Genomic DNA, 21048 nt, shown 5'->3' on the forward strand with positions numbered 1-21048 from the left:
TGAAGCTGATGAGAATGTTAAATGAAAAAAAGTTGCAGTGATAAAACACTGCAACCTTTTTTTCTTTATTTCTTTGTTAGTGATTTACAACGGAATATATTCCACAAACGCCTCCATTGCTTCGTAAGATGCCAGACCAAGGCTATCATACAATGCAGCAGTACCACGGTTACGGTCTTCGCTGCGTTGCCAGAACAGACGTTCGTCGTTGCCCAAAAACGGTGCACTTTCCATCTGAGACTGGTGTTTCAGGATAGAATTGCGTTTGGCGCGGAGTTCTTCAGGACTGATAGGCACTGCCATTTCAATGTTCTCAATTTCCCATTCAGCCCATGCACCGCGATACATCCAGATGCGGCAGTCTTTCAGCCATTTTGCACCTTCTTCTTTTTCCAGGTCGATAGCTGCAAATACGGCATCGGTGCAGACACGGTGTGTGCCGTGCGGGTCGGCAAGGTCGCCGGCAACGAATATTTGGTGAGGTTTCACTTCACGCAACAGGTTACGTACGATTTCCACATCAGCTTCAGTCAGCGGACCTTTCTGAATACGACCGGTTTCATAGAACGGCAGATCAAGGAAATGACAATGATCCAGTGGGATGTTATTGTATGTACAGGCGGTGCGTGCTTCACCACGACGTATCAAACCTTTAATGGTAAGAATATCGCGTGTGTCGATGTCACCGTCTTTTTTCTCTTTCAGGAACTTACGGATCTCTGCATACTTGTCGGTAATCACTTTGTCTTCGCTGTTATTGAAGATTTGATTGAAACCGTTGATAAAGTGCAGAAAACGGATTACTTCTTCGTCGCCTACGGCAATGTTACCGGAGGTTTCGTAAGCCACGTGTACATCATGCTTTTGCTCTACCAGACGACGGATGGTGCCTCCCATAGAGATAACGTCGTCATCGGGATGCGGAGAGAATACAACGACCCGTTTCGGATACGGTTTTGCGCGTTCGGGACGATAAGTATCGTCTGCATTCGGTTTGCCACCCGGCCAGCCGGTAATGGTATGTTGCAGATCGTTGAATATTTTGATATTTACATTATATGCAGAACCGAACAGAGCCAACAATTCACTTAAACCGTTTTCATTGTAATCCTTATTGGTAAGTTTCAGGATAGGCTTTCCTGTCAGTTGGCACAACCATACGATGGCACTGCGGATCAGTTTGTCGTTCCATTCACATGAAGTCACTAACCACGGACGGTGGATACGCGTCAGGTTGCCAGCTGCGGAAAGGTCGATAACTACATGGGCATTGTTGTGCGTTTGCAGGTAAGATGCCGGAATAGTATCTGTTACTGTACCTTCTACACACTCTTTCACCATTTTGGCCTTATCATCACCCCATGCCATCAAGAAGATTTTCTTGGCTGCCAGAATGGTGGATACACCCATTGTGATAGAGCTGATCGGTGTGCTTTCAATGCTCCCGAACATTTTGGACGCCTCGTTGCGTGAGTCATTGTCCAGCAAAATGAGGCGGGTAGTGGAGTTCAGACGGGAACCCGGTTCGTTGAAACCGATATTACCTACACGGCCGATACCGAGTAATACGGCATCCAGCCCGCCAAAGCTTTCGATGCGCTGCTCGTACAAACGACAATATTCGAAGATCGTATCTTTGGGGATAGTACCGTCCGGACTGAAAATATTCTGCTTGTCGATGTCTACATGATCAAGAAACATCTCTTTCAGGGCATTCAGATTGCTGTTGATAGCATCTGCTGTGAGCGGATAATATTCGTAAAGGTTGAATATGATGACATTGCGGAAACTCAGACCTTCTTCTTTATGCATCCGGATAAGGGCTGAATATACATTGCGGGGAGAATTACCGCCCGGCAACGCCAATACGCAAAAACGTCCGGCTTTTTGTTTGTCGCGAATCAGTTGGGCTATTTCGCAGGCAATGTGGTTTGCACCTTCCTCGGCTGATTCGTAGATGTCAGCGGGGATTTTTTCCAGTCGGGTCAATACTGACCTTTCAAATGCATTCTCAGGTCTGTAATACCTGGGGGAGACTCTGTTGAGAGTGATTTGAGAACTAAGATTGGTTTTCATAACTTATTTAGTATTAATAAATTGATTAAAGCTTGTCGCTTCTAAGATTTAACAAATATACGAAAAACAATGTTCACTTATGTAAGTGGTGGGGTTGTTTTTCGGAACAAGGTGTTTTTTGCCGCACTGTTTCGGGGTACAAATGTAGGCACTTTTTAGCAACAAAGCACTCACTCCTTTTAGGTATTTTCTTTAAAAAGCCTAAAAAAGGTGTTGAGGTGGGGCTTTTTGTCATGCTTGGGGGACAGCTTCCTGTGTGGGGAGCATGACAGCTTCCTCTCACAATGCGTGAGAGCCTGCTGTCACAACGCATGAGAGCCTCCTGTCACACATCGTGAGAGGAGGCTCTCACTGGCTATGAGAAAATCAGCCTCTTCTTTTCTTATCCCAGCGGGTCGTCTTCTATTCCGCCGTCGCCGCCGCTGCCACTGCCGGGAGTTTCCTCGGCAGGCTGGCCTACCACGAAGTTGTTGTCCATCACCACCGTGCGGGGTTCCTTCAGCAGTTGGCTGCTGTTGGCTCCTATCTGTGTGCAGAGCTTCACTTGCCATACGGAGCCTTCTTCGGCGGAGGCGGGCATCACGAAGCCCACCTGTGTGGGGGTGTTGGGGAAGAGGCGTGTGGCGGGGATGAATACCGGGGTTACGCCCTGCTTGTCCTGACGGGTGAGCGTGATGCCTGCGTTGGCTTCGGCGGGCCCGCCCACCTTGAGGTTACGGCCTTTGATGATGCAGGCTTCGCCGGCTGCCACGGGGACGCTGTTGCCACGGGTGGCTGCATCGGGGTGCTGGGCATCCTGTGCGCTGACCACGGAGAAGAGTTGCGGGCCGGTTTTTGCTTTGTCTATTTCCAGGTCCAGTTCGGCTTCGGTGAGGAACTGGCGCATGAGGTCGCTCATGGCGTAGCTGATGCCGAGTTTCAACTTCGAACGGTCGGGGGCGGCGCTGAGTTCGCTGTCCAGCAGGGAGCCGGAGACGGTGGTGTGATAATAGCCCAGCGGGGTGGTGATGCCGAAGCCGTTGGAGAGGTACCAGGCGGCGAGTTCCAGGGTTTTGCGGGTGAGCATTTCCACTTCGCTCTGATTCTGATGGCCGTGCGTGGCGGCCACTTCCTTGGCGAGGTCGGCCAGGGTGAGGGTGCGTTGCGACTTCACGGTGAGGTAGTAGTCGTTCTTTATGTCTTTGGTAAGCAGGTTTTCACGTGCTTTGAGTACGAGCTTGGCTCGTTGAGAGGTCTTTGCCATTGTTACTTTTGATGGTTTAGAGGGTGAATAATTATTGTTGTTGATAACTGCTATTGTAACTGCCGGGTTCCAGCTTGTCGTTGTCGGAGCCTTTGTAGCTATAGTATATTTTTGACCAGGTGGTGGAGCCCCAGGTCTTCCAGTTGGTGATGGCCTCTTCGCTGCTCATGGTGCTGTGGTAGAGGAAGAGGAATTTGGTAGCGGGGGTGTTATCAAAAGCATTGTTGTATACACTAATGCTTTTGTCACCGGACAGGGCTACTTTTTCTAAGGGACAAGACCAAAATGCTATATCTCCAATCGCTTCCAGCCCTTCTGATAGTGTGACTGATGTCAGGCCGCTACCAGAGAAAGCCTGACTTCCCCAAGTCCTAACCGAGGCCGGAATGGTGATGTTCGTCAAACTTTTACAATCACTGAATACGAATTCTCCAATCGCTTCCAGCCCTTCTGATAGTGTGACTGATGTCAGGCCGCTACCAGAGAAAGCCTGACTTTCCAAAGTCCTAACCGAGGCCGGAATGGTGATGTTCGTCAAACTCTTACAATCACTGAATACGAATTCTCCAATCGCTTCCAGCCCTTCCGATAGCGTGACTGATGTCAGGCCGCTACCAGAGAAAGCCTGATTTCCCCAAGTCCTAACTGAGGCCGGAATGGTGACACTCATTAAACTCTTACAATCACTGAATGCCACTTCTCCAATCGCTTCTAGCCCTTCCGATAGCGTGACTGATATCAGGCCACTTTCAGAAAAAAGCCACTCCCCCCAAGTCTTAACCGAGGCCGGAACGGTGATGTTCGTCAAACTCTTATTTCGAAAGAAAGCCGAGTCTCCAATTCTTGTCAGCCCCTCTGATAGCGTGACTGATGTCAGACCGCTTTCGCCGAAAGCACAATCCCCGATAGTGACTACCCCCGTTAAGTCTGCACTGATTAAATTGTTGCATCCCTTGAAAGCGTCATTCGGTATTTCTTCCCCTGCAGGAAATTTGATACCTCTGATTTTTCCGCTGTTCACGTATGTTTTCAGTGTGGCGTAGTCCGCATCATTCAGTGTCCCGGTGATGATTACTTTATTATACTTCCAGCTGTCATTATCTATTCCTTGGTTTTTCAGCAGGTTTTCAAGGCCGCCTTCACTGCTATTGTCTATCGTAATCTCGTTCATCTGAATCTCCGTGGCGGCATCGTTGCTGCCGCTCCATTCCTCTACGGTGGCGGAGATGCCGGTGATGCCGGTGCGGTTCAGGCTCAGGATGTAGGTGTGGTTCTGTCCGGCGGCGGTGGTTATCTTTTGCGTGGCGGTGTAGGTATAGTCCGTTCCATTCATGTTGACGGTGATGGCGGGCGTTAGTGCCTGTTCCGGTATCAGCAGGGTGCAATACTCCTGGGTGGCGGTGTTTGGTTGGCAGAGAGTGATGGTATTGGAGGTGCTGCCATTGCCTGCCTTGCCCTCATTCTCATCTCCTGCGGTGGTATTCACGGTTCCTTGTGTATATACTCCCGATACTTTTACGCTGATGCTGGTCAGTTCATCGGCAGTCATGTCCGAACCCGGTTGTAACTTCACGGTCAGCTTTGCCAGAGCGTGTTCCAGCAGGATGCTGGCAGGGATATTGGGAGCGGTGACCGTGCTGCGATAGTAGAGGCGGTCTTCCTTCAGGTAATAGTTTGCCTCACTGGCTGTGGTTGAGGGAGTCGTGGGTAGAATGATGGTGGCGTTTTTGGCGCTATAGATGAGCAGGGTGTGCTCTGTGGTGCTGCTCTGCCAATAGAGGTCGTCTACGCTGTTCCACTCGTTTTCTGCGCTACTGTAAGTCAGGGTAGTCGTCTTGGTGATGTTTCCGCAGGTAAGTTTGGCTGTCAACTGTTGTCCGTCGGTGAAGTCGCTTCCGGTTGCTCCCCGGGTGGTGATATTGTTCAGTGGCAAGGCATTGACGTTGGTGGATGAGTTATTGTTATCCTTGTCTTTGTCGCACGAGGCGATAAGTAGCATTGCCGACAGGCAGAGGACGGCTGCGGACAAGTGGCGGTATAGGGTTGTCTTCATTGGGATGAGGGATTATTTAACGGTGAATTTAGTGATGGCTCCGGAGACGGTAGTGACCGATGGAAAGGGTGAATAACAGAATCCTGCAACATTAACACCAAGCTCTTCCGCTTCCTTCCCGAAAGTTTCTCCGGGCAGCAGATATCCGGTATGCACTTTGCTGTTATTCCATAGCTTGATGTTCTTTCTGTTGGTGCTTCCGGCGGCATTGGATTCCTTGGCGCCAATCACTGTTACTTTGTCGCTTCCCGCGGTCACCTCTATCCGTGCCAGCAGGTGGATAAAGCCGAGGGGAATGGCGGCGGATTTTGAGGGCATCACTTCGGTTGCATTCCGGGTCATCAGATAATCGTATGAAGCGATGTTATCAGCTTTGTATTCATCTGGCAAGGTGATGATGGGTGGCATTGCATTTTCCTTCTCTTCAGCCGTCAGCCGTGGGCTGTAGGCGGTGAAGCTGTGCTTCGTGGTGCTGTTCTGCCAGCGCAAGCCGTCGCCAGCGGAGACGTTCCCTGAGGCATTTATTGCCTGCCAGGAACCGCCGGTGTACTTATAGTCCGCCATCTTCCGGAGAGATGGACTGCCCTCCACGGTCATGATGACGGTCATGGTGGTGCCATCGGTGGTGAGGTCTTTGGCGGCGCGGGTGCCGGCTTGTATGTCGGCGTCGGTCAGGGTGAGGGCGCCGAAGTGGATGGGCTGTCCGGTGAGGTCGTCGGCGTCGGGGGTGACGGGGACGGCTGCGAGGCTGTCGTCGGTGCCGCAAGCGTTGAGCAGGGCGGTGGCTGCTGTGAGCAGCAGGGCGGTGCTTGCCGTAAGCAGCAAGGAGTGCCGCAGGTTGAGTAATGCTTTTCTTGTTCTCATATCATTGTTACTTTTATGCATTGTTTCCATTCGGTTCGTTCGGTGGAAATGCTGCTCTGACATGAGACGGGGAAAACGGAAAGCGTCCCGGCATCCGGCTGCACGAAGAAGGGCAGGCGGGTGGCGGGACGTGAAAAATAAAGGCAGGTATAGCTACTTAATATGTTCAGCCAGTTTATCCGGACTTTGCCGAACATCCCAGACCGCATGAATATAAATGATATCGTTACTTAACTCATATATTAGTGTATAATACGCATCGGCAACCAAAGCGCGTATTCCCGGTCCCAACTTAGGCTCTTGCCTTCCCGCTAAAGGGAAATTCAGAAGCTTGTCGGACGTTGCGAGAATATTACCACAAATGCGTGCAGCGGTTCTATCACTGAATTGTAAATAATAAGTACGTATAGCATCCAAATCTTTCTCTGCAGTGAATGACCAGATTATCTTCATACATTACCGTATTTTTTCTTCATGTCTTCCTGAGTGTAGCACCTCCCGCTTTTTATATCTTGGCGACTTAGCTCTAAATGTTCTTGCATTTCATTCATCGTATATTGACAGGGAGGTTCGCTCACTACATGATTGCAAGATTCCTCTTCCTGGCGGGCATAGCCTTTCACACGGCTACGTAACCCTCTCAATAAATGAATAGCTTCACTCATCAGTTCATCGTTATCGAGCAAAGCGCTTACTTCGCTTATCAAAGATGTTCTTAGTTCCATTGTTCTCATAATCCGTTTCCTCCTATCTGTTTTTACTCTATTGTAGCAATACAACGATGCAAAGATAACAAAAGTTCCCGTAAGGCGTTGTGAGGTATTCCCTTTATTTTCCGTTTCCCAGTCTGTCAAAGAGCGTTTCGTTAGTGACTAATCACTGTTTTTGTTCCACCCCCGTTGCGAAGCAGGCGGTGCCGGACTTGACGCATGGCGTCCGGGGCGGAGAGGGGGGAGAGATTAGGGGTGGGCAGGGACTACCATGTCGGCATTGCCGTTATCATCACCACTACCGGCATCCCATGAATCAATCGTGAACTGTATCAGTTCTATGCCTACCTTATTGGCTTTGAGGGTGAATTCGTACTTTTTGCCACCCACCATAGCAAGTGAACCATCACCGCTGACACTCAGCTTATAGATATAAGGAGTAGCGTCCAAAGCGGTCAATGTGACGAAATCGTCGCCATTTGTGAATGTAGTGCCTGGCATCACGATGGCATAGAATACATTGCCAGTCCGGTAGGGATTGACGGTTGTCAGGGCGGAAGGGACGCCTTGCTCGCTTGCCGCTTTACATGTACCGGTTTTCAGGTCGAATTCCCCTTTAGCCTTTATGCCGTTGGGGGCATTAATTACCATGTCCATAGCAGCCAGTTCCTCACTTGTCATATCATTGCCTCTAGTGATGGTCACCTTTATTAGGCTCATCTTATGTTCCAGCACCATAGGCAAAGCGTCTGTACGTGCTTTCACCGGGGCGGTGCTTTTCCAAAGGAAGTCTACGGCTTTGTAGTTAGCGCCATCGAGTTGGTCTGCCTTCAGTTCAAATTCGATAGTGGTGTTGGTCTGGCTCATAGCTCCGTCGTAAGGCGAGTAGGCATACAGCGTATGATACTGCGACGTGTTCTGCCAGTAGATAGCATCGCCTGACCATGAACCGCTACCGTATGTATACTTCACATTATTATACTTATCCAGGCTTCCCAAAGCGCCTTTAGCATTATCATCCTGCGGCTCTCCCATATAGATGCCGATACTGTTTCCCGCTTCAAAACTCGCATCGTCTTCAATAGTGACACGTGTCTGTGTCGCTGTCAGTCCGAAGTCCAGACTAATCGGCTTCGTGATGTCCACCACTTCCGGTTCGTCGCTGTTGCCGCATGCGCCCAGGGCGAAAATAGCGGTCGTCATGGCCGTAGCCATCAAAATCTTACTTGCTCTCATATCTTTTACTTGTTTAAATAGTTTATATACATTATATACATTATCAATCACCTTATACTTAATATTTAATATTTATCTCCATCCCCGCATCTCCTTCACTCTCTCCTCCTTCCTGCCACTGGCCGATGCTCACGGTCATGGAGGCTTCCGTGCGGTTCACGGTGACGGCCAGGGTATAGCTCTTTCCGCTTTCGAACACCCCGTTCTTATCCGTTGCTTTCAGGGTGTAGTTCTGGGTGCCGATGGAGTCTCCTGCCGTCCATTGGTCGTTGAGGGAGCGGGTCTGCGTGGCGTGGCTTGTCTGCCCGATTCCTGCGGAGAGGCTCACGGCTACCCGGTCGCCGCTGTCCGTGTCCGGTGCGTTTTCGTCGTTTGTGCAGCCCGTCAATAGTGCGAGGACTGCAAGAATGCTTAGATACTTCATATACTCGGTATTGATTGTTTTTATTCGTTGTCTGCGTCCATATCCGTCTCTGTGCCTGTGGTCCAGTCGTTGATACTTCCGGTGATGCCTGCCTCTTCGATGCTCTGGTCCAGCGACAGGTTGCCGCTCAGGACGAAGGCGTCCGTGCCGCTTCCCGCTTCGAAGTTGTTGAAGCCTGCCAGCAGGCGGGTGAGGTCGTAGGTTTCGGTCTGCGGTTCTCCCTCGGCGTAGTGCAGGGTGAGGGTGAGCAGTTGCTGCGTGTAGGGTGAGATTCCCAGCAGGAGGTGGCAGCCAGTAACGGGCTTCGCCTCCTGCGCTCCAGGTCTGTATGTTGCCGTGGGTATGCCCGTAATTCCACATACCGTAACTGCCGTCGGCGGCTATGGAAAGTTTCTTACCTATATATATTTCGGTTCCGAGGTTGGGGGCAAGGGTTGCCCACGAAAGGAAGTTGGTGGTGAGAGCGACACGGGAAGTCGTTTTTTGTGCATTCAAGGGGAGAAGGTATCCTGCTATACAGGATAACATCAGTAGTTTTACCAATTTTACTGATTCATTGTCGTTATATTGAGATGATATATTCAGAGATAATAAGCTCGTGTTCCGGAAGTTATTCGGGGAATTGGAGGGAGGTAATGTCTGTTTTATCGTGTGCATAAATAGTAGGTTTTATAGGGTGTCCATTAAACGTTCGTTTAAAAGGCATTTTACTGCCATTTTTCTAATCTTTGATAAGACTATGAGCCTGATAACTGACAGTTAGAAGGATATAATAGTAAAAAAAGTTACTGATATTTATACTTGGTGTATAAAATATTGCTATATTTGCACGTCCTTTAAACGAACGTTTAATTGTACAGGCGTGTATAGGTAATTGTTTGTTTTACAGCCTGCTTTCGGTTTCGTAAGGAAGTAACTTGATGAATGGATAGTTGGTTGATTTGTAATATTTTAAGTGTTTTGCTGGTGGAAATATATATCTTTATGCAAATTCTCTTCCTAAAGAATAGGATATTCATTACTTATTTAATGTGGATCAGCAGGTGAATTTAGTTCATGTTTAAGCGGATATGAATCAGTTACGAGCTTTGCCGTAAGCCTCCTAATAAAACTTTCTTCCCCTATCTTTGTTCTTTCCGTTGGAATAGACTACATTTGTCTCACTTCTTGTGTATGAACCCCAAAACAGGAGCAATTATGGAAAATGTGAAAAGAATTCCCTATGGCGTCTCCAACTTCGTGGAAGTGGTGGAGCAGAATCAATATTATGTAGACAAGACTATGTACCTGCCTTTGTTGGAAGACCAACCCGACAGTCTCTTTTTTATCCGTCCCCGCCGTTTTGGTAAAAGTATCTTTCTGAGTATGCTCAGGGCATACTACGACATCTCCCAGAAAGAAATGTTCCAGAAGCGTTTCGGGAACCTTTGGGTAGGAGAGCACCCCACGCCCCTGCAAGGAACGTTCCAAATACTCTATATGGATTTCTCACGGGTGGGAGGACTGGACAGATCGCTCGCCGAGAACTTTGACGACTATTGCTGTGGCGGCTTGGACGATTTCGCTTCCATTTATGAGCCTTATTATTACCTCGGTTTCCAGCAGGAGATGAAGGAACAGTACGGCTCCACCAACAAGCTGAATCTTCTGGAACGGAAGTCACGTCAATACGGCGCCAAACTCTATCTTATCGTCGATGAATATGACAACTTCACCAATATGGTACTCAACGAACAAGGAGAAGGTATTTATCATGCCTTGACGCATGCCAGCGGTTTCTATCGGGAAGTGTTCAAGAAGTTCAAAGGAATGTTCAAGCGTATCTTCATGACCGGTGTCAGTCCCGTCACTCTGGACGACCTGACCAGCGGATTCAATATCGGCTGGAATATCAGCACCAAACATCAGTTCAATATGATGCTGGGCTTCAGCGAGACGGACGTGCGCACGATGCTTCAATATTATAAGGAGGCGGGAAAACTACCGGAAGAGGCGGACGTGGAAACGATGATTCAGGAGATGAAACCGTGGTATGACAATTACTGTTTCGCAGAAGAGAGTCTGGAACGTGACCCGAAGATGTTCAATTGTGACATGGTGCTTTACTATTTGCGCAACTATATAGATTTAGGTAAGTCTCCCAAGGAGATGATAGACCCCAATACCCGTACGGATTACAGCAAGATGAAGAAACTCATCCGTCTGGACAAGTTGGACGGCAACCGCAAGGGTGTATTACGCAAAATAACGGAAGAGGGGCAGATTGTAGCCACCTTGGTAAATACTTTCCCTGCCACCGAAATAGCTAATCCGGAAATATTCCCCAGCCTGCTCTTCTATTATGGTATGCTGACTATTACCGCTACACGTGGGAATTATGTAGTATTGAGTATTCCCAACAACAATGTACGGAAGCAATATTATGAGTTTTTGTTAGAGGAGTACCAGGACAAACGCCATATTAACCTGAATGATCTGGGCCTGATGTATTATGAAATGGCCTACGACGGTCATTGGCGTGAGTCGCTCGAGTTTATTGCCCACGCCTACAAAGCGAATTCCTCCGTGCGGAGCGCCATTGAGGGCGAACGTAACATTCAGGGGTTCTTTACCGCTTATCTCAGTGTGAACGCTTACTATCTGACTGCTCCGGAAGTAGAACTGAATCATGGTTATTGCGATCTGTTCCTGATGCCGGATCTGCTGCACTATGACGTGAAGCATAGTTATATTGTGGAATTGAAATATCTTTCCTCAAAGGATTCAAGTGCGAAAGCGGAAGCGCAATGGCAGGAAGCCGTGGATCAGATAAAAGGATATGCCGCTGCGCCGAAGGTTCGCCAATTGATACAGAACACAGAATTGCATTGCATTGTGATGCAATTCCGGGGTTGCGAACTGGAGCGGATGGAGGAAGTCTGAGTGCGAGGTTATAATTTGCAATAGACTATTCCACAAAGAAAGTCGTGGAAGCCGTATTCCCTGCGTCATCTACGGCCGTCAACGAATGCTTCCCCGGTTTGGGTTGCAGGGAGATTTTATGAAAGTCCTGCGTTTGAGTCAGATAACTGTTGTCGAGATGCCAATAGATGGTGGTGCCGGGGTTACTGTGCGCCAGTTCGACGGTGATGAAACCTTTGCTTCCATCCATCTGCCGGGATAATACAATCCGTGCATTCATGGGCGGGTAGATGAACTGCATTGGTTGGAGGGCATCTTCTCCGCAACCCGGCTTGAAGGGAGGAAGCGGACTGTATTCCGGATGATGTTGTCTGTAATACCATTCCCAGACGGGCGGCAAAGTGAACCAGGATTTCTGGATGGTAGGTTCCAGATTAGCACAATTCTCATAGATACGGTGAGTCTCATCGGCTGAGAGAGTGATGAGGTGATGATAAGGGCAAGCTTCCGTCTTTAATCCGGCGGGAAGAATCAATAAGGTGTCTGTTTCTTCGCAAAATCGGCCTTTCAGATGTCCGGATTTCCGGCATACTTCAGCCTTAACAAAGACATTCTCCGGACGTTTGAACCATTGTGTAGGAGGAAGCAGGCTGAATATGTCAAACAGAACCGGGCCGGCTGTCCGTGCTCCTACAAGACCGGGTTTACCTTCTCCGGTAGCATTACCCACCCATACACCTACGGCATAGTGAGGGGTGACGCCTACAGCCCAAGCATCGCGGAATCCATGACTCGTTCCGGTCTTCCATGCGATGGGATGCATGGAAGGGATGGATTTCCAGTCTATTTCTTCGGGACGGTTCACCTCGGTTAGAGCATTGAATGTTTGCCATACGGCTCCCGGTTGAAAAACGTCCGTTGTCTTTGCAGAAGTGACTGCCTCGGAATTTTCCGAATCTTCAGTATCTGAAAGTAGTAAACTACATTCCGTTTGTGGAAGTTGCAATAAACTCCGTCCCATGTGTGCGTATGTATTGGTTACATCCCATAGGGTGGCTTCCGCTCCGCCTAAGATAAGTGATAAACCATAATGGGAGGCGGGGCGGTTGATTGTCTTCAAACCTATTTGCCTCAGGAAAGTGTGAAACTTGGGAACACCATATTTTTGCAGCATCGTTACTGCCGGAATGTTTAGTGAACGAGCAAGTGCTTCTGAAGCAGGAACAGCACCTTCGAACTGCAAACTGAAGTTTTGAGGTGTAAAGCCATTAATATTAATGGGTATATCAGGCAGTAGTGTATGAGGTAGCAGGCTGCCTTCCTGCAACATGGCATAATATAGAAATGGTTTCAGAATACTTCCCGTACTTCTGGGTGCCTGAATTACATCTACCTGGTTACCGCTTTGTTTCCGTTCGAAGTTTACATTGCCGCAATAAGCTACCACCTGATTGGTCCGGATATCAATCACCAGAATAGCCAGGTTGCGTATATCACTCCGGTTAAATTCATTACTCCAACGTTCGGCTGCATTCTCTATCTGGCTTTGAATACCTCTGTCGATGGTTGATACGGAATATTTCCCATTCCGTTCCTGATAGAAGCGACTGACCAGGTGAGGAGCTATTTGAGGGAGAGGATGAGGCTCATCGGGTAGTGGTTCGCTGATGGCCAGTTCGTAAGTGGAACTATCTATAATCTTTCGCTCACGCAGTTGTTTCAGTAGACGATTTCTTTTATTGAGCAGTGATTGTCGTGATTTGGAAAGGTGAATCATGGCGGGTGCGTTTGGAAGTACCGCCAGCATAGCTGCTTCCGCCCAGGAAAGTTCTTCGGCCGAATGTCCGAAATATCGCCAGGCGGCGGCATCGAGTCCTACTACATTTCCTCCGAAAGGAGCGTGTGAAACGTACATGGACAAGATTTTCTCTTTTGAAGCACGAAATTCAAGTCGGGTAGCCAAGATCATTTCTATGAACTTTTCTCCAAAAGTACGCGATTCGTTTCTTGCCAGACGGATCGTTTGCATGGTGAGGGTACTTCCTCCACTTACAATGCGCTTATTCTTTAGGTTTTGGTAGGCGGCTCTGCCCGTGGAGACAGGATTGACTCCCCAATGGTGATAGAAATGCCTGTCTTCGAAAGTGATGAGACATTGCTTTACTTTCTCCGGAGTAGTGGTCCGGGGCGGAAAACGCCATTGACCGTCGGATGCAATGCGTGCGCCCAGTAATTCACCGTTCCGGTCAGTGACAACGGTGGAGTAGGGCACATGGAAAAGTTGCCGGGGGAGGCAAAAGATATAGGCTATCACCAGAATTGTAATAAGTATGAGTATTACTTTTCTGGTGATAGACAGTTGTTTGAAGTACTTTATAATCTTAGCTCCCATGAAACGAACTTAACGGCTGACGGTCGTTCTTCCTGCCTTGGTTCGTGCCTGTGCCGAACCGTCATACATGGCTTCGCACTGGATAGCCGGCAGAATGAAATTACCTGCATACGTAGCTTGCAGTCTTATGGTGAACTTTTTCAGCTCGCTGCGACGCAAGTCGAAATAGGTCAATATACGGTCGTCACGAATATCCTGGTAGGTATACTCACGGGTAGGCGTCACTTCCGGAGTCATCAACCGGTCGTTGTAAATCTCCCAACCTGACGGCAGGATATGTGTTAATGCCAAATTGCTGTAAGCAGTGGTTCCACTGATATTACCTACAGTAATGACTGCCATAAAGTCTGTTCCTTGCTTGATATCATCTATGGATATCGTCGCTCCGTTCATATCCGTATATTTTACGTCCAGGCGGAGGTTATTGGATATTGCGGGCAACGTATCATTGAGTAACTGTGTACGTGTAATGAGATCCACACTTAATGCGCCTTTACCTTCATTCTCTACTATAATATTCCCCGAAGCCGGTGAAGTGGACAGTTCCTTTGCAAATACAGCCTTGGCTGATTTCACTACGGGTTGCTGCTTTCCATTCCATGTCCAGGTGAAGTCCAGAGTACCTGAAAGCTTTTCAGCCAGGCGTCCCATTGCCATCAATGAGAAAGCAGTGGACTGTGTACTAAACCAATTCTCTTCGGCCAGATTCTTGGATACCTTTTTCGCCTGTTGCAATGCCGCCTGGTCGCGGTTCATCAGGAGTAAAGTTTCCAATATCATAGCTTCGTCACGATCATACGAACCATAGATGTAGTTCTGTGAAGAATAGGGGGCAATGGTGGTTTCCGCCTTAAATACCAATTCTTCAGCCGGTTTCATCTTACCCGTCAGGGCATAAGCGGCTGCCAGTCTCCATTTGGCTTGCAGAGACAGGTTAGTTTGTTCTTTCATACGGTTCATGGCACCCTGCTCAGGTGCACCGGCTAATGCCAGTGTGTACAACCTATATGCCTGTTGCACTTCCGTTTGCCAGTGACCCCAACTGTCATCCTGATCCGGCATCCGCCAGTTCTGGGCAGCAGCACGTTGGAAACGTTTCCACTTATTCAGCACATTCGAGTTGACAGCGTAGCCTTTCTCCTGTGCCAATACAAGGAACATACCCGCATAAGAAGTAATCCACTCATCAGCGTTGGCATTCCCCGGCCAGTAAACAAAACCGCCATTCGGAAGCTGGCGTGCATAGAGTTGTCGTATCGCTTCCTGTACGTTGACCTTAATCTTTTGAGCTTCTTCCTCATCCACAGCTTTAAACTGGCTGACGAACAACAGCGGCAGAGCCTTGGAAGTCAGTTGTTCCGTGCAATGATGTTGATAATTGTACAGGTAGTCGAACCTGCGGCTGATATCTACCGAAGGAATACGTGAAACTTCCAGCAATATACGGCTGCTTGCTGGAGAAGCACCATTCAATGCATAAGGAAGTGTTACACTTTCTCCTTTTTCCACCCATTGACTGTTACGGAAGGTCACTGCCGGATTCGGATTCCGGACTTCGATTTCAATGGTCTCTTTCGCCTGCTGACTGCCACCGCTGGCAGTGATATGTATCGTTGCTTTTCCTGTTTTACTTCCGGTCTTTATCTTAAAGTAAACGAGTTGGTCACCCGGTTGACTGAAAGTAATGGATTGTTTATTTGGATCGATTACTTGCACACCTCCACCTGAAGCCTGGATGGATACCGATACATTCTTCACTTCCTTCTCCATGGCAAAGACATTTACCGGGACAGTAATCTCTTCTTGTGTGCTCAGCACACGGGGCAGTGTGGACAACAACATCAACGGTGTCCGCACGAAAGAAGTCTTTTCCGCTTTTCCATAAGCTCCGTCTTGCCCCGCTACCACCATCGTACGTACAGAACCTACGTACATCGGTAGTTTCAGCGTGTGCGTCTTCTGTTTTCCTTTATCCAGATAGAACGGACCGATAAATTTCACTACCGGCTTGAAGCGGTTCGCTTTTGCATCGGCCGGTTTCAGTGTTTCGTCACCGCCCGTACTGAACAATGAACTGTAGCGTCCGGCAGATGCTCCGAGTACATCGTCATACATATCCCAGGTGCGGATGCCCAATGCTTCGCGGGCATAGAATTCATTCCACGGATCGGGAGTCTTGAAATTAGTCAGGTCGAGTAATCCGTCGTCTACAATGGCCAATGTGTATGTCATCTGCTTGCCGCTTTTTTCACTGACGGTAACGGTGAAGTCCGTTTCCGGCCGCAACACTTCCGGCATTTTAATTTGCGGTTGCAATATAGTTTGTTTATTAGTCACCAATACCGGAACTACACCGTACATACGTATCGGCAAATCGTTCACTGTCTGTGCATGAGGCTGCAACAGGCTGATGTGCAGGTAAACATTCGGCGCCATTTCCGGAGTCACTTTGAAAGAATACTTTGTATCTCCATTGTTGGAAACTTCAATCCATTCACGTTGCAGAACGGTTGAACCGTTTTCCAGGGCTACCAGTGCACGTCCTCCCGCAGCGGCAGGAATGATAGCAGTTACCGTTTCACCTATTTCATACGAGTCTTTATCCAGAGAGAAAGCAAGCATTTTAATGCCGCTGGGGTCTGTCTTGCTTGAACGTCCGCGCCAATCCGGCCAGTCTATATAAACAGTTCCACCGGTGGCATGCCCACTTTCCTTATCTTTCACATAAACCAGGTAGCGTCCCCAGTCCGGATAATTTACCCGGAATTTGAAGGTTGCCTTTCCGCCTGTAGTCTGTATATTGCCACTGGCTACGGGAGTGATGGAGCTACTGTTGACGTATGTTCCGAATGATTCGTCCCGGTTTTCCCACCACCAGCTCCAGGAGATGCGGTAAATCTTATATTCCAGATTGGAGCGGTTCACTACTTGTCCTTCTGCATTTACGGTGACAATGTCGAATACATGATCTTGGTCTGTCTCGATGTATTTTCCTTTCGGCTGGTTCAGATTAATACCCACATAAGATGAGAATGGAGAGAACGGAATGCTTTGCGTGTAAATACTGGCATCTCCTCCCGGTTCGAATACACGGCTGGTTAAGGTTGCATTCAGCATTCCCGGAGCATTGGTGGCAGCCGGAAGTTTCAACATAAAGTTGGCTTTTCCTTCCGCATCCAATGTTCCGTCGAATACATCGTTTTTCACAGTTGTAAATTCGGTAGCCGGATTATTGAATATGTATTGCCCGTAGTTCTTAAATTGCGTATTTACTTTTGACAGGGACATTTCCACTTTGGTTTTCAACCGTGAAGCTGTGGCGCCTGTCAGCCATGTGGAAGTAAGCATTACGGGCATCTCTTTGGCGGAGGCTTGTATCACTTTCTCCGGCAGTTTCAGATTAATTTTCAGGCGGTTTGGCTTCACTGTTTCTATGCGGAGGCTTTTGTGGAAAGCGGTTCCACCTACTTTGACGTAAGCATTCCATAATCCCGTCGGGTCTTCGGGGCGTGTCGGCAGGTCAAATGTGTAGAAACCGTTTACACCTTGCGTAGAGATCATTTTGGTATAGAATTGTCCTCTCGGATTATACAATTCCAATGCTACGGGGTGTTTATCCGGAATCCTTTTTTCACGGTCTTCCATAATAAAGCTTACATGCAGCGTATCTCCCGGTCGCCATACCCCTCTTTCGCCATAGACGAATCCCTTCAATCCTTTCTGAATGTCTTTTCCGCCTACATCGAACCGGCTGACAGATTGTTCTTCGCCATCTGCCACACGAACGTAAGCTTTCTGCTTCTCTACTTCGGTTACCACAATGAAAGGAACACCTTGCGGAGTGATTTCCGTAAATCCTTCACTATTCGTTTCACCGGTTCCGATGACTTGCAACTGGAAGTTGTAAACAGTTACTTTAGCTTTCTCCATCGGTTTGGTATCCAGGATATTGCTTACGGCAATCCATAGCTTGTTCAGTGAATTCCGTTTTACAATCATTCCTATATTGGAGGCAAATACGTTGCACGATGCTGCCCGGTCAGAGTCCATATAGTAGGAGGGATGGCAAGGATTGTTACGTTCCCGCCAGTTATACTGACTCCAGTCCATCTTTATGTTACCATTATAGTAGAAATAAGTTTCCGGTGTATCCCATTCTGCTTCATTTTCTTCGAAAGTACTATTTCCGCTGACTTTTGTCAATCCCTCTGAAGCAGTATTGTCTGCAAAGCTCATCACTTGTTTTTCTGTCCCGCTGCAAGGATAAGCAGAGTATTCTTGCCGGAAAGAAAGTATGACACGGTAGATAGCACCCGGTTCCTGCCGAATCAGTCCGGCAAGGTCTATTGAATAGTCTTCCCATCGGTGTACGTCTTTTGTGCTGTCCTTACTCAGCCACAATGTGTTTTGGTAAACCAATCGTCCGGAACGGCGCAGTTCACTGGCGGATGAGAGCGTATTGGTCTGCATGAACATCAGTACATTGTTTTCAAAAATACGGATCACGCTTAAATCTACCGCATAGAGATTGACTGCCCGGAACGGGATGATCAAACTTTTGGAGTCGGGCAGGATAGCGGCTGATGTAGACATACTCACTTGTGGTTTCAGATTCAGTTCGCTGAATGCGATGGAGTGTGACTTTCCGAGCGATTTATCTCGGCTGTTTTTCACTCCTTCATGTATCTTCAAAGTCAGTTTGCTCAGTTGATTGGCTTCAAAGTAGATGTATACTTTATTATTCTCCACTTGAAATATAGAAGATGATACTTCGGGGATTTCAATCAATCCGTTCAGGTCTTGTGTGGTAGAAACAGGATCGGAGAATACTATTTCAATTCCATTTTCCGGTTCGTCAATGCGTTTGGCAGAGAGGAAACGGAAATCATTCTTGGCAGGGATCAGTACGTTTTCTGCCAGTTTGCGGTCGATTCCTGCAGGACTGCCATTGGCGGTGATTTCCAACTGATAGTCTTCCGCTTCGCGGATGACACCGGCTATTTCAAACTGATAGCGTGTCGAATGATCTGTCGGAGTGATACTGGCCGGATAGCTTTGGCCGTTTCCACTTTTGGCAGAGAGCATTTCCTCAACTGCTTCTTTGGGAGTGGCATCACTGAAACGTACTTCGCCTTTCAGCGTCACCAGGTCGCCATGGCTATCTATGTCGATGGTTGTCAGCGGTTCAACATATAGTGTGAAATTGGGCTCCTGTACTCTGAAAGAGAATTTGAATTCTTTCAGGCGACTGTCCACTTCTACAAACCGACCTAATTGGAATGTACCTTCATAGAATTCTCCCGGCTTTAAAGTTCCTGGCTCAGGAACGAATTCAATCGTATTGTTGCTGACCCAATAGGCTTTACCCTTCAGAGATGGGGAGAAACTGAATGGATTTTCTTTCAGTTCATTGTTCAAATCTACCATAGGCTGATCTTGTGTCAGTTCTATGCGTATATTCGAAGTTTGCGAGATAACTCCTCCCGTATATGCATTCACAAAAGGTGCATACTCGGCAGAAGGAACAATATCCTTTTTGCTGTTTGCGCAAGAGGAAAAAACTGCGATAGTCAGTAACAGAAAGAATAGCTTGTCAGCTATACGGTGTTTAGTTCTCATTCGTTCCATAATCTAATTGAAAAAGCGTCCGCATCTTTCCATGCGGGAAATTTTTGTCTGAATTCTCTCAGTACAGAGAGGTCGAGAGTTGCGGTGGCGGTTCCTTCTTCATAGTCGGGCACGCTGGCAAGCAAATCGCCCTTTGGCGAATAAATGACACTGCCGCCACTATATGGTATTTGATTTCCATCCGTACCAATGCGATTGACGCCGCAAACATAACTAATATTTTCGAGTGCACGGGCTTGCAACAAAATATCCCACACCCGACGGCGGGGAACGGGCCAGTTGGCAACGTATATCAGAAGATCATATTCATTATTTACGTTCCGGCTCCATACCGGGAAGCGAAGGTCATAGCAGACCAGCAGCAGTATATTCCACCCTCGGTAGGAGATGACAGGGCGTTGGCTACCCGCTGTAAAATGTTCTGTTTCCTGCCCCATGCGAAAGAGGTGTCGTTTATCGTAATAATAAGCTTCTCCTTCGGGAGTCAGAAAAAAAGCACGGTTGTAGCAAGGGGTGACTGGGAGAGAGGCGTTACTTTCATCACAGGCTATGTAACTGCCCGTAATAGCCAATTGGAATTCTGCCGCCCATTGACGCAGGGTTGAGATTGTTTCACCAGATACCGGTTCAGCCAACCTCCGGCTGTCCATACTGAAACCGGTAGAGAAAGTTTCGGGCAAGACAACAATCTCCGCTTCTCCACGGAGCTTTATCAGCTTTTCCCGGAGCAAGCGGAGATTTTCTTGTTTATCTTCCCAAACAATATTTGTCTGTAATAGAGTTACGCGCATACTATAAAAAATCAGTTTTAATCCTATCCATTGAAGGAAGAAAATTCTTCCCCCTACCAAGCCCGTGTCAAGTCCGTACCAAATCCGTAGTCTTAGACACGGAGCAAACACGGACTTGATATGGTTCGGGTCATATCCGTATAATTTGCGTAATCCTGCAGTTGAAACTTAAATGTTTCCTAAAGCAAAGTTTTCCGGGTTCTTTCCTTTGAAATCTTTATAATAGAGCTTTACCTCGCGCATATCCTTTTCGATATCTCCCGACGGCATGATCGCCTTTGTCGCAGAAATCGTTTTGGTGGTATAATCAATACCTATCATTACAATAGGCACTTGCGCTTTCAATGCAATAAAATAAAATCCTTTTTTCCAATTCGGATTTGCCTTACGGGTGCCTTCCGGTGTAATGGCAAGCTGGAATTTCTTGCTTCTGGCGAATCTTGCCGCCATCTGGTCTACTAATGATGTTTTACGTCCCCGATCCACCGGTATGCCACCCACGGCTTTGAATATTAGTCCCAGCGGAAAGAAGAACCATTCTTTTTTCATCATGAAGCAGGTTTTCCGCCCGATAGCTCCGTAAAATAGTTTGCCGATAAATAAATCCCAATTAGATGTATGAGGTGCTGCAGTTATCACACATTTATCATAATCCGGCACCGTCACGTTTGTCTTCCATCCCAAAATGCGATAGTAGATAAAGCTATATATTGCTTTTTTCATTCCCGGT

Annotated in this window: 13 protein-coding genes; 1 reads left to right on the top strand and 12 read right to left on the bottom strand. The window is 47.9% G+C overall.

Annotation, left to right across the window (positions count from 1 at the left end; all coding sequences use genetic code 11):
* Positions 1-84: 84 nt before the first annotated feature.
* From DW182_RS01525 to DW182_RS01560, 8 genes are all read right to left on the bottom strand, one after another.
* Positions 85-2076 (bottom strand): glucosamine-6-phosphate deaminase, encoded by a 1992-nt coding sequence (locus DW182_RS01525; protein WP_118294413.1) that lies wholly within the window; start codon positions 2074-2076, stop codon positions 85-87.
* Positions 2077-2458: 382 nt separating this feature from the next.
* Positions 2459-3319: a DUF4469 domain-containing protein gene (locus tag DW182_RS01530; protein WP_118294414.1), complete on the bottom strand. Its 861-nt coding sequence runs from the start codon at positions 3317-3319 to the stop codon at positions 2459-2461.
* A 31-nt stretch (positions 3320-3350) separates the two neighbouring features.
* Entirely contained in the window at positions 3351-5372 is a 2022-nt protein-coding gene (locus DW182_RS01535) for a leucine-rich repeat protein (protein WP_118294415.1), read from the bottom strand.
* A gap of 12 nt (positions 5373-5384) precedes the next feature.
* On the bottom strand, positions 5385-6236 hold the full coding sequence (locus tag DW182_RS01540; protein ID WP_158580777.1) for a fimbrillin family protein: 852 nt from the start codon (positions 6234-6236) through the stop codon (positions 5385-5387).
* Positions 6237-6389: 153 nt separating this feature from the next.
* Positions 6390-6689 carry a type II toxin-antitoxin system RelE/ParE family toxin gene (locus DW182_RS01545; RefSeq protein ID WP_118294417.1) on the bottom strand — a complete coding sequence of 100 codons (300 nt, stop codon included), beginning with the start codon at positions 6687-6689 and terminating at the stop codon, positions 6390-6392.
* Positions 6686-6961, bottom strand: a complete 276-nt coding sequence (locus DW182_RS01550) for a hypothetical protein (protein WP_118294418.1) — start codon at positions 6959-6961, stop codon at positions 6686-6688. The genes DW182_RS01545 and DW182_RS01550 overlap by 4 nt, the downstream gene beginning before the upstream one ends.
* Positions 6962-7195: 234 nt before the next feature.
* Positions 7196-8182 (bottom strand): fimbrillin family protein, encoded by a 987-nt coding sequence (locus DW182_RS01555; RefSeq protein ID WP_147400095.1) that lies wholly within the window; start codon positions 8180-8182, stop codon positions 7196-7198.
* Positions 8183-8240: 58 nt separating this feature from the next.
* Positions 8241-9263: a DUF3575 domain-containing protein gene (locus DW182_RS01560; protein ID WP_118294420.1), complete on the bottom strand. Its 1023-nt coding sequence runs from the start codon at positions 9261-9263 to the stop codon at positions 8241-8243.
* Positions 9264-9803: 540 nt separating this feature from the next.
* On the opposite strand from DW182_RS01560, the gene DW182_RS01565 reads away from it, so the two are divergent.
* A complete protein-coding gene (locus tag DW182_RS01565) occupies positions 9804-11528 on the top strand; it encodes an ATP-binding protein (RefSeq protein WP_199678529.1) in 1725 nt (574 codons plus the stop codon).
* Positions 11529-11553: 25 nt separating this feature from the next.
* Here the strand turns inward: DW182_RS01565 and pbpC are convergent, their stop codons facing one another.
* The 4 genes from pbpC to DW182_RS01585 all read right to left on the bottom strand — a co-directional run bounded on the left by pbpC (position 11554) and on the right by DW182_RS01585 (position 21041).
* Positions 11554-13899 (bottom strand): penicillin-binding protein 1C, encoded by a 2346-nt coding sequence (pbpC, locus tag DW182_RS01570; RefSeq protein WP_118294421.1) that lies wholly within the window; start codon positions 13897-13899, stop codon positions 11554-11556.
* Between the two features lie 9 nt (positions 13900-13908).
* Entirely contained in the window at positions 13909-19518 is a 5610-nt protein-coding gene (locus DW182_RS01575) for an alpha-2-macroglobulin (RefSeq protein ID WP_370449789.1), read from the bottom strand.
* On the bottom strand, positions 19515-20318 hold the full coding sequence (locus DW182_RS01580) for an amidohydrolase (protein ID WP_115501697.1): 804 nt from the start codon (positions 20316-20318) through the stop codon (positions 19515-19517). Before DW182_RS01580 ends, DW182_RS01575 begins: the two co-directional genes overlap by 4 nt.
* Positions 20319-20486: 168 nt before the next feature.
* Entirely contained in the window at positions 20487-21041 is a 555-nt protein-coding gene (locus tag DW182_RS01585) for a 1-acyl-sn-glycerol-3-phosphate acyltransferase (RefSeq protein ID WP_115501698.1), read from the bottom strand.
* Positions 21042-21048 lie beyond the last annotated feature (7 nt).

The sequence above is a fragment of the Bacteroides sp. AM16-24 genome (assembly GCF_003471885.1).
Taxonomy (GTDB): domain Bacteria; phylum Bacteroidota; class Bacteroidia; order Bacteroidales; family Bacteroidaceae; genus Bacteroides.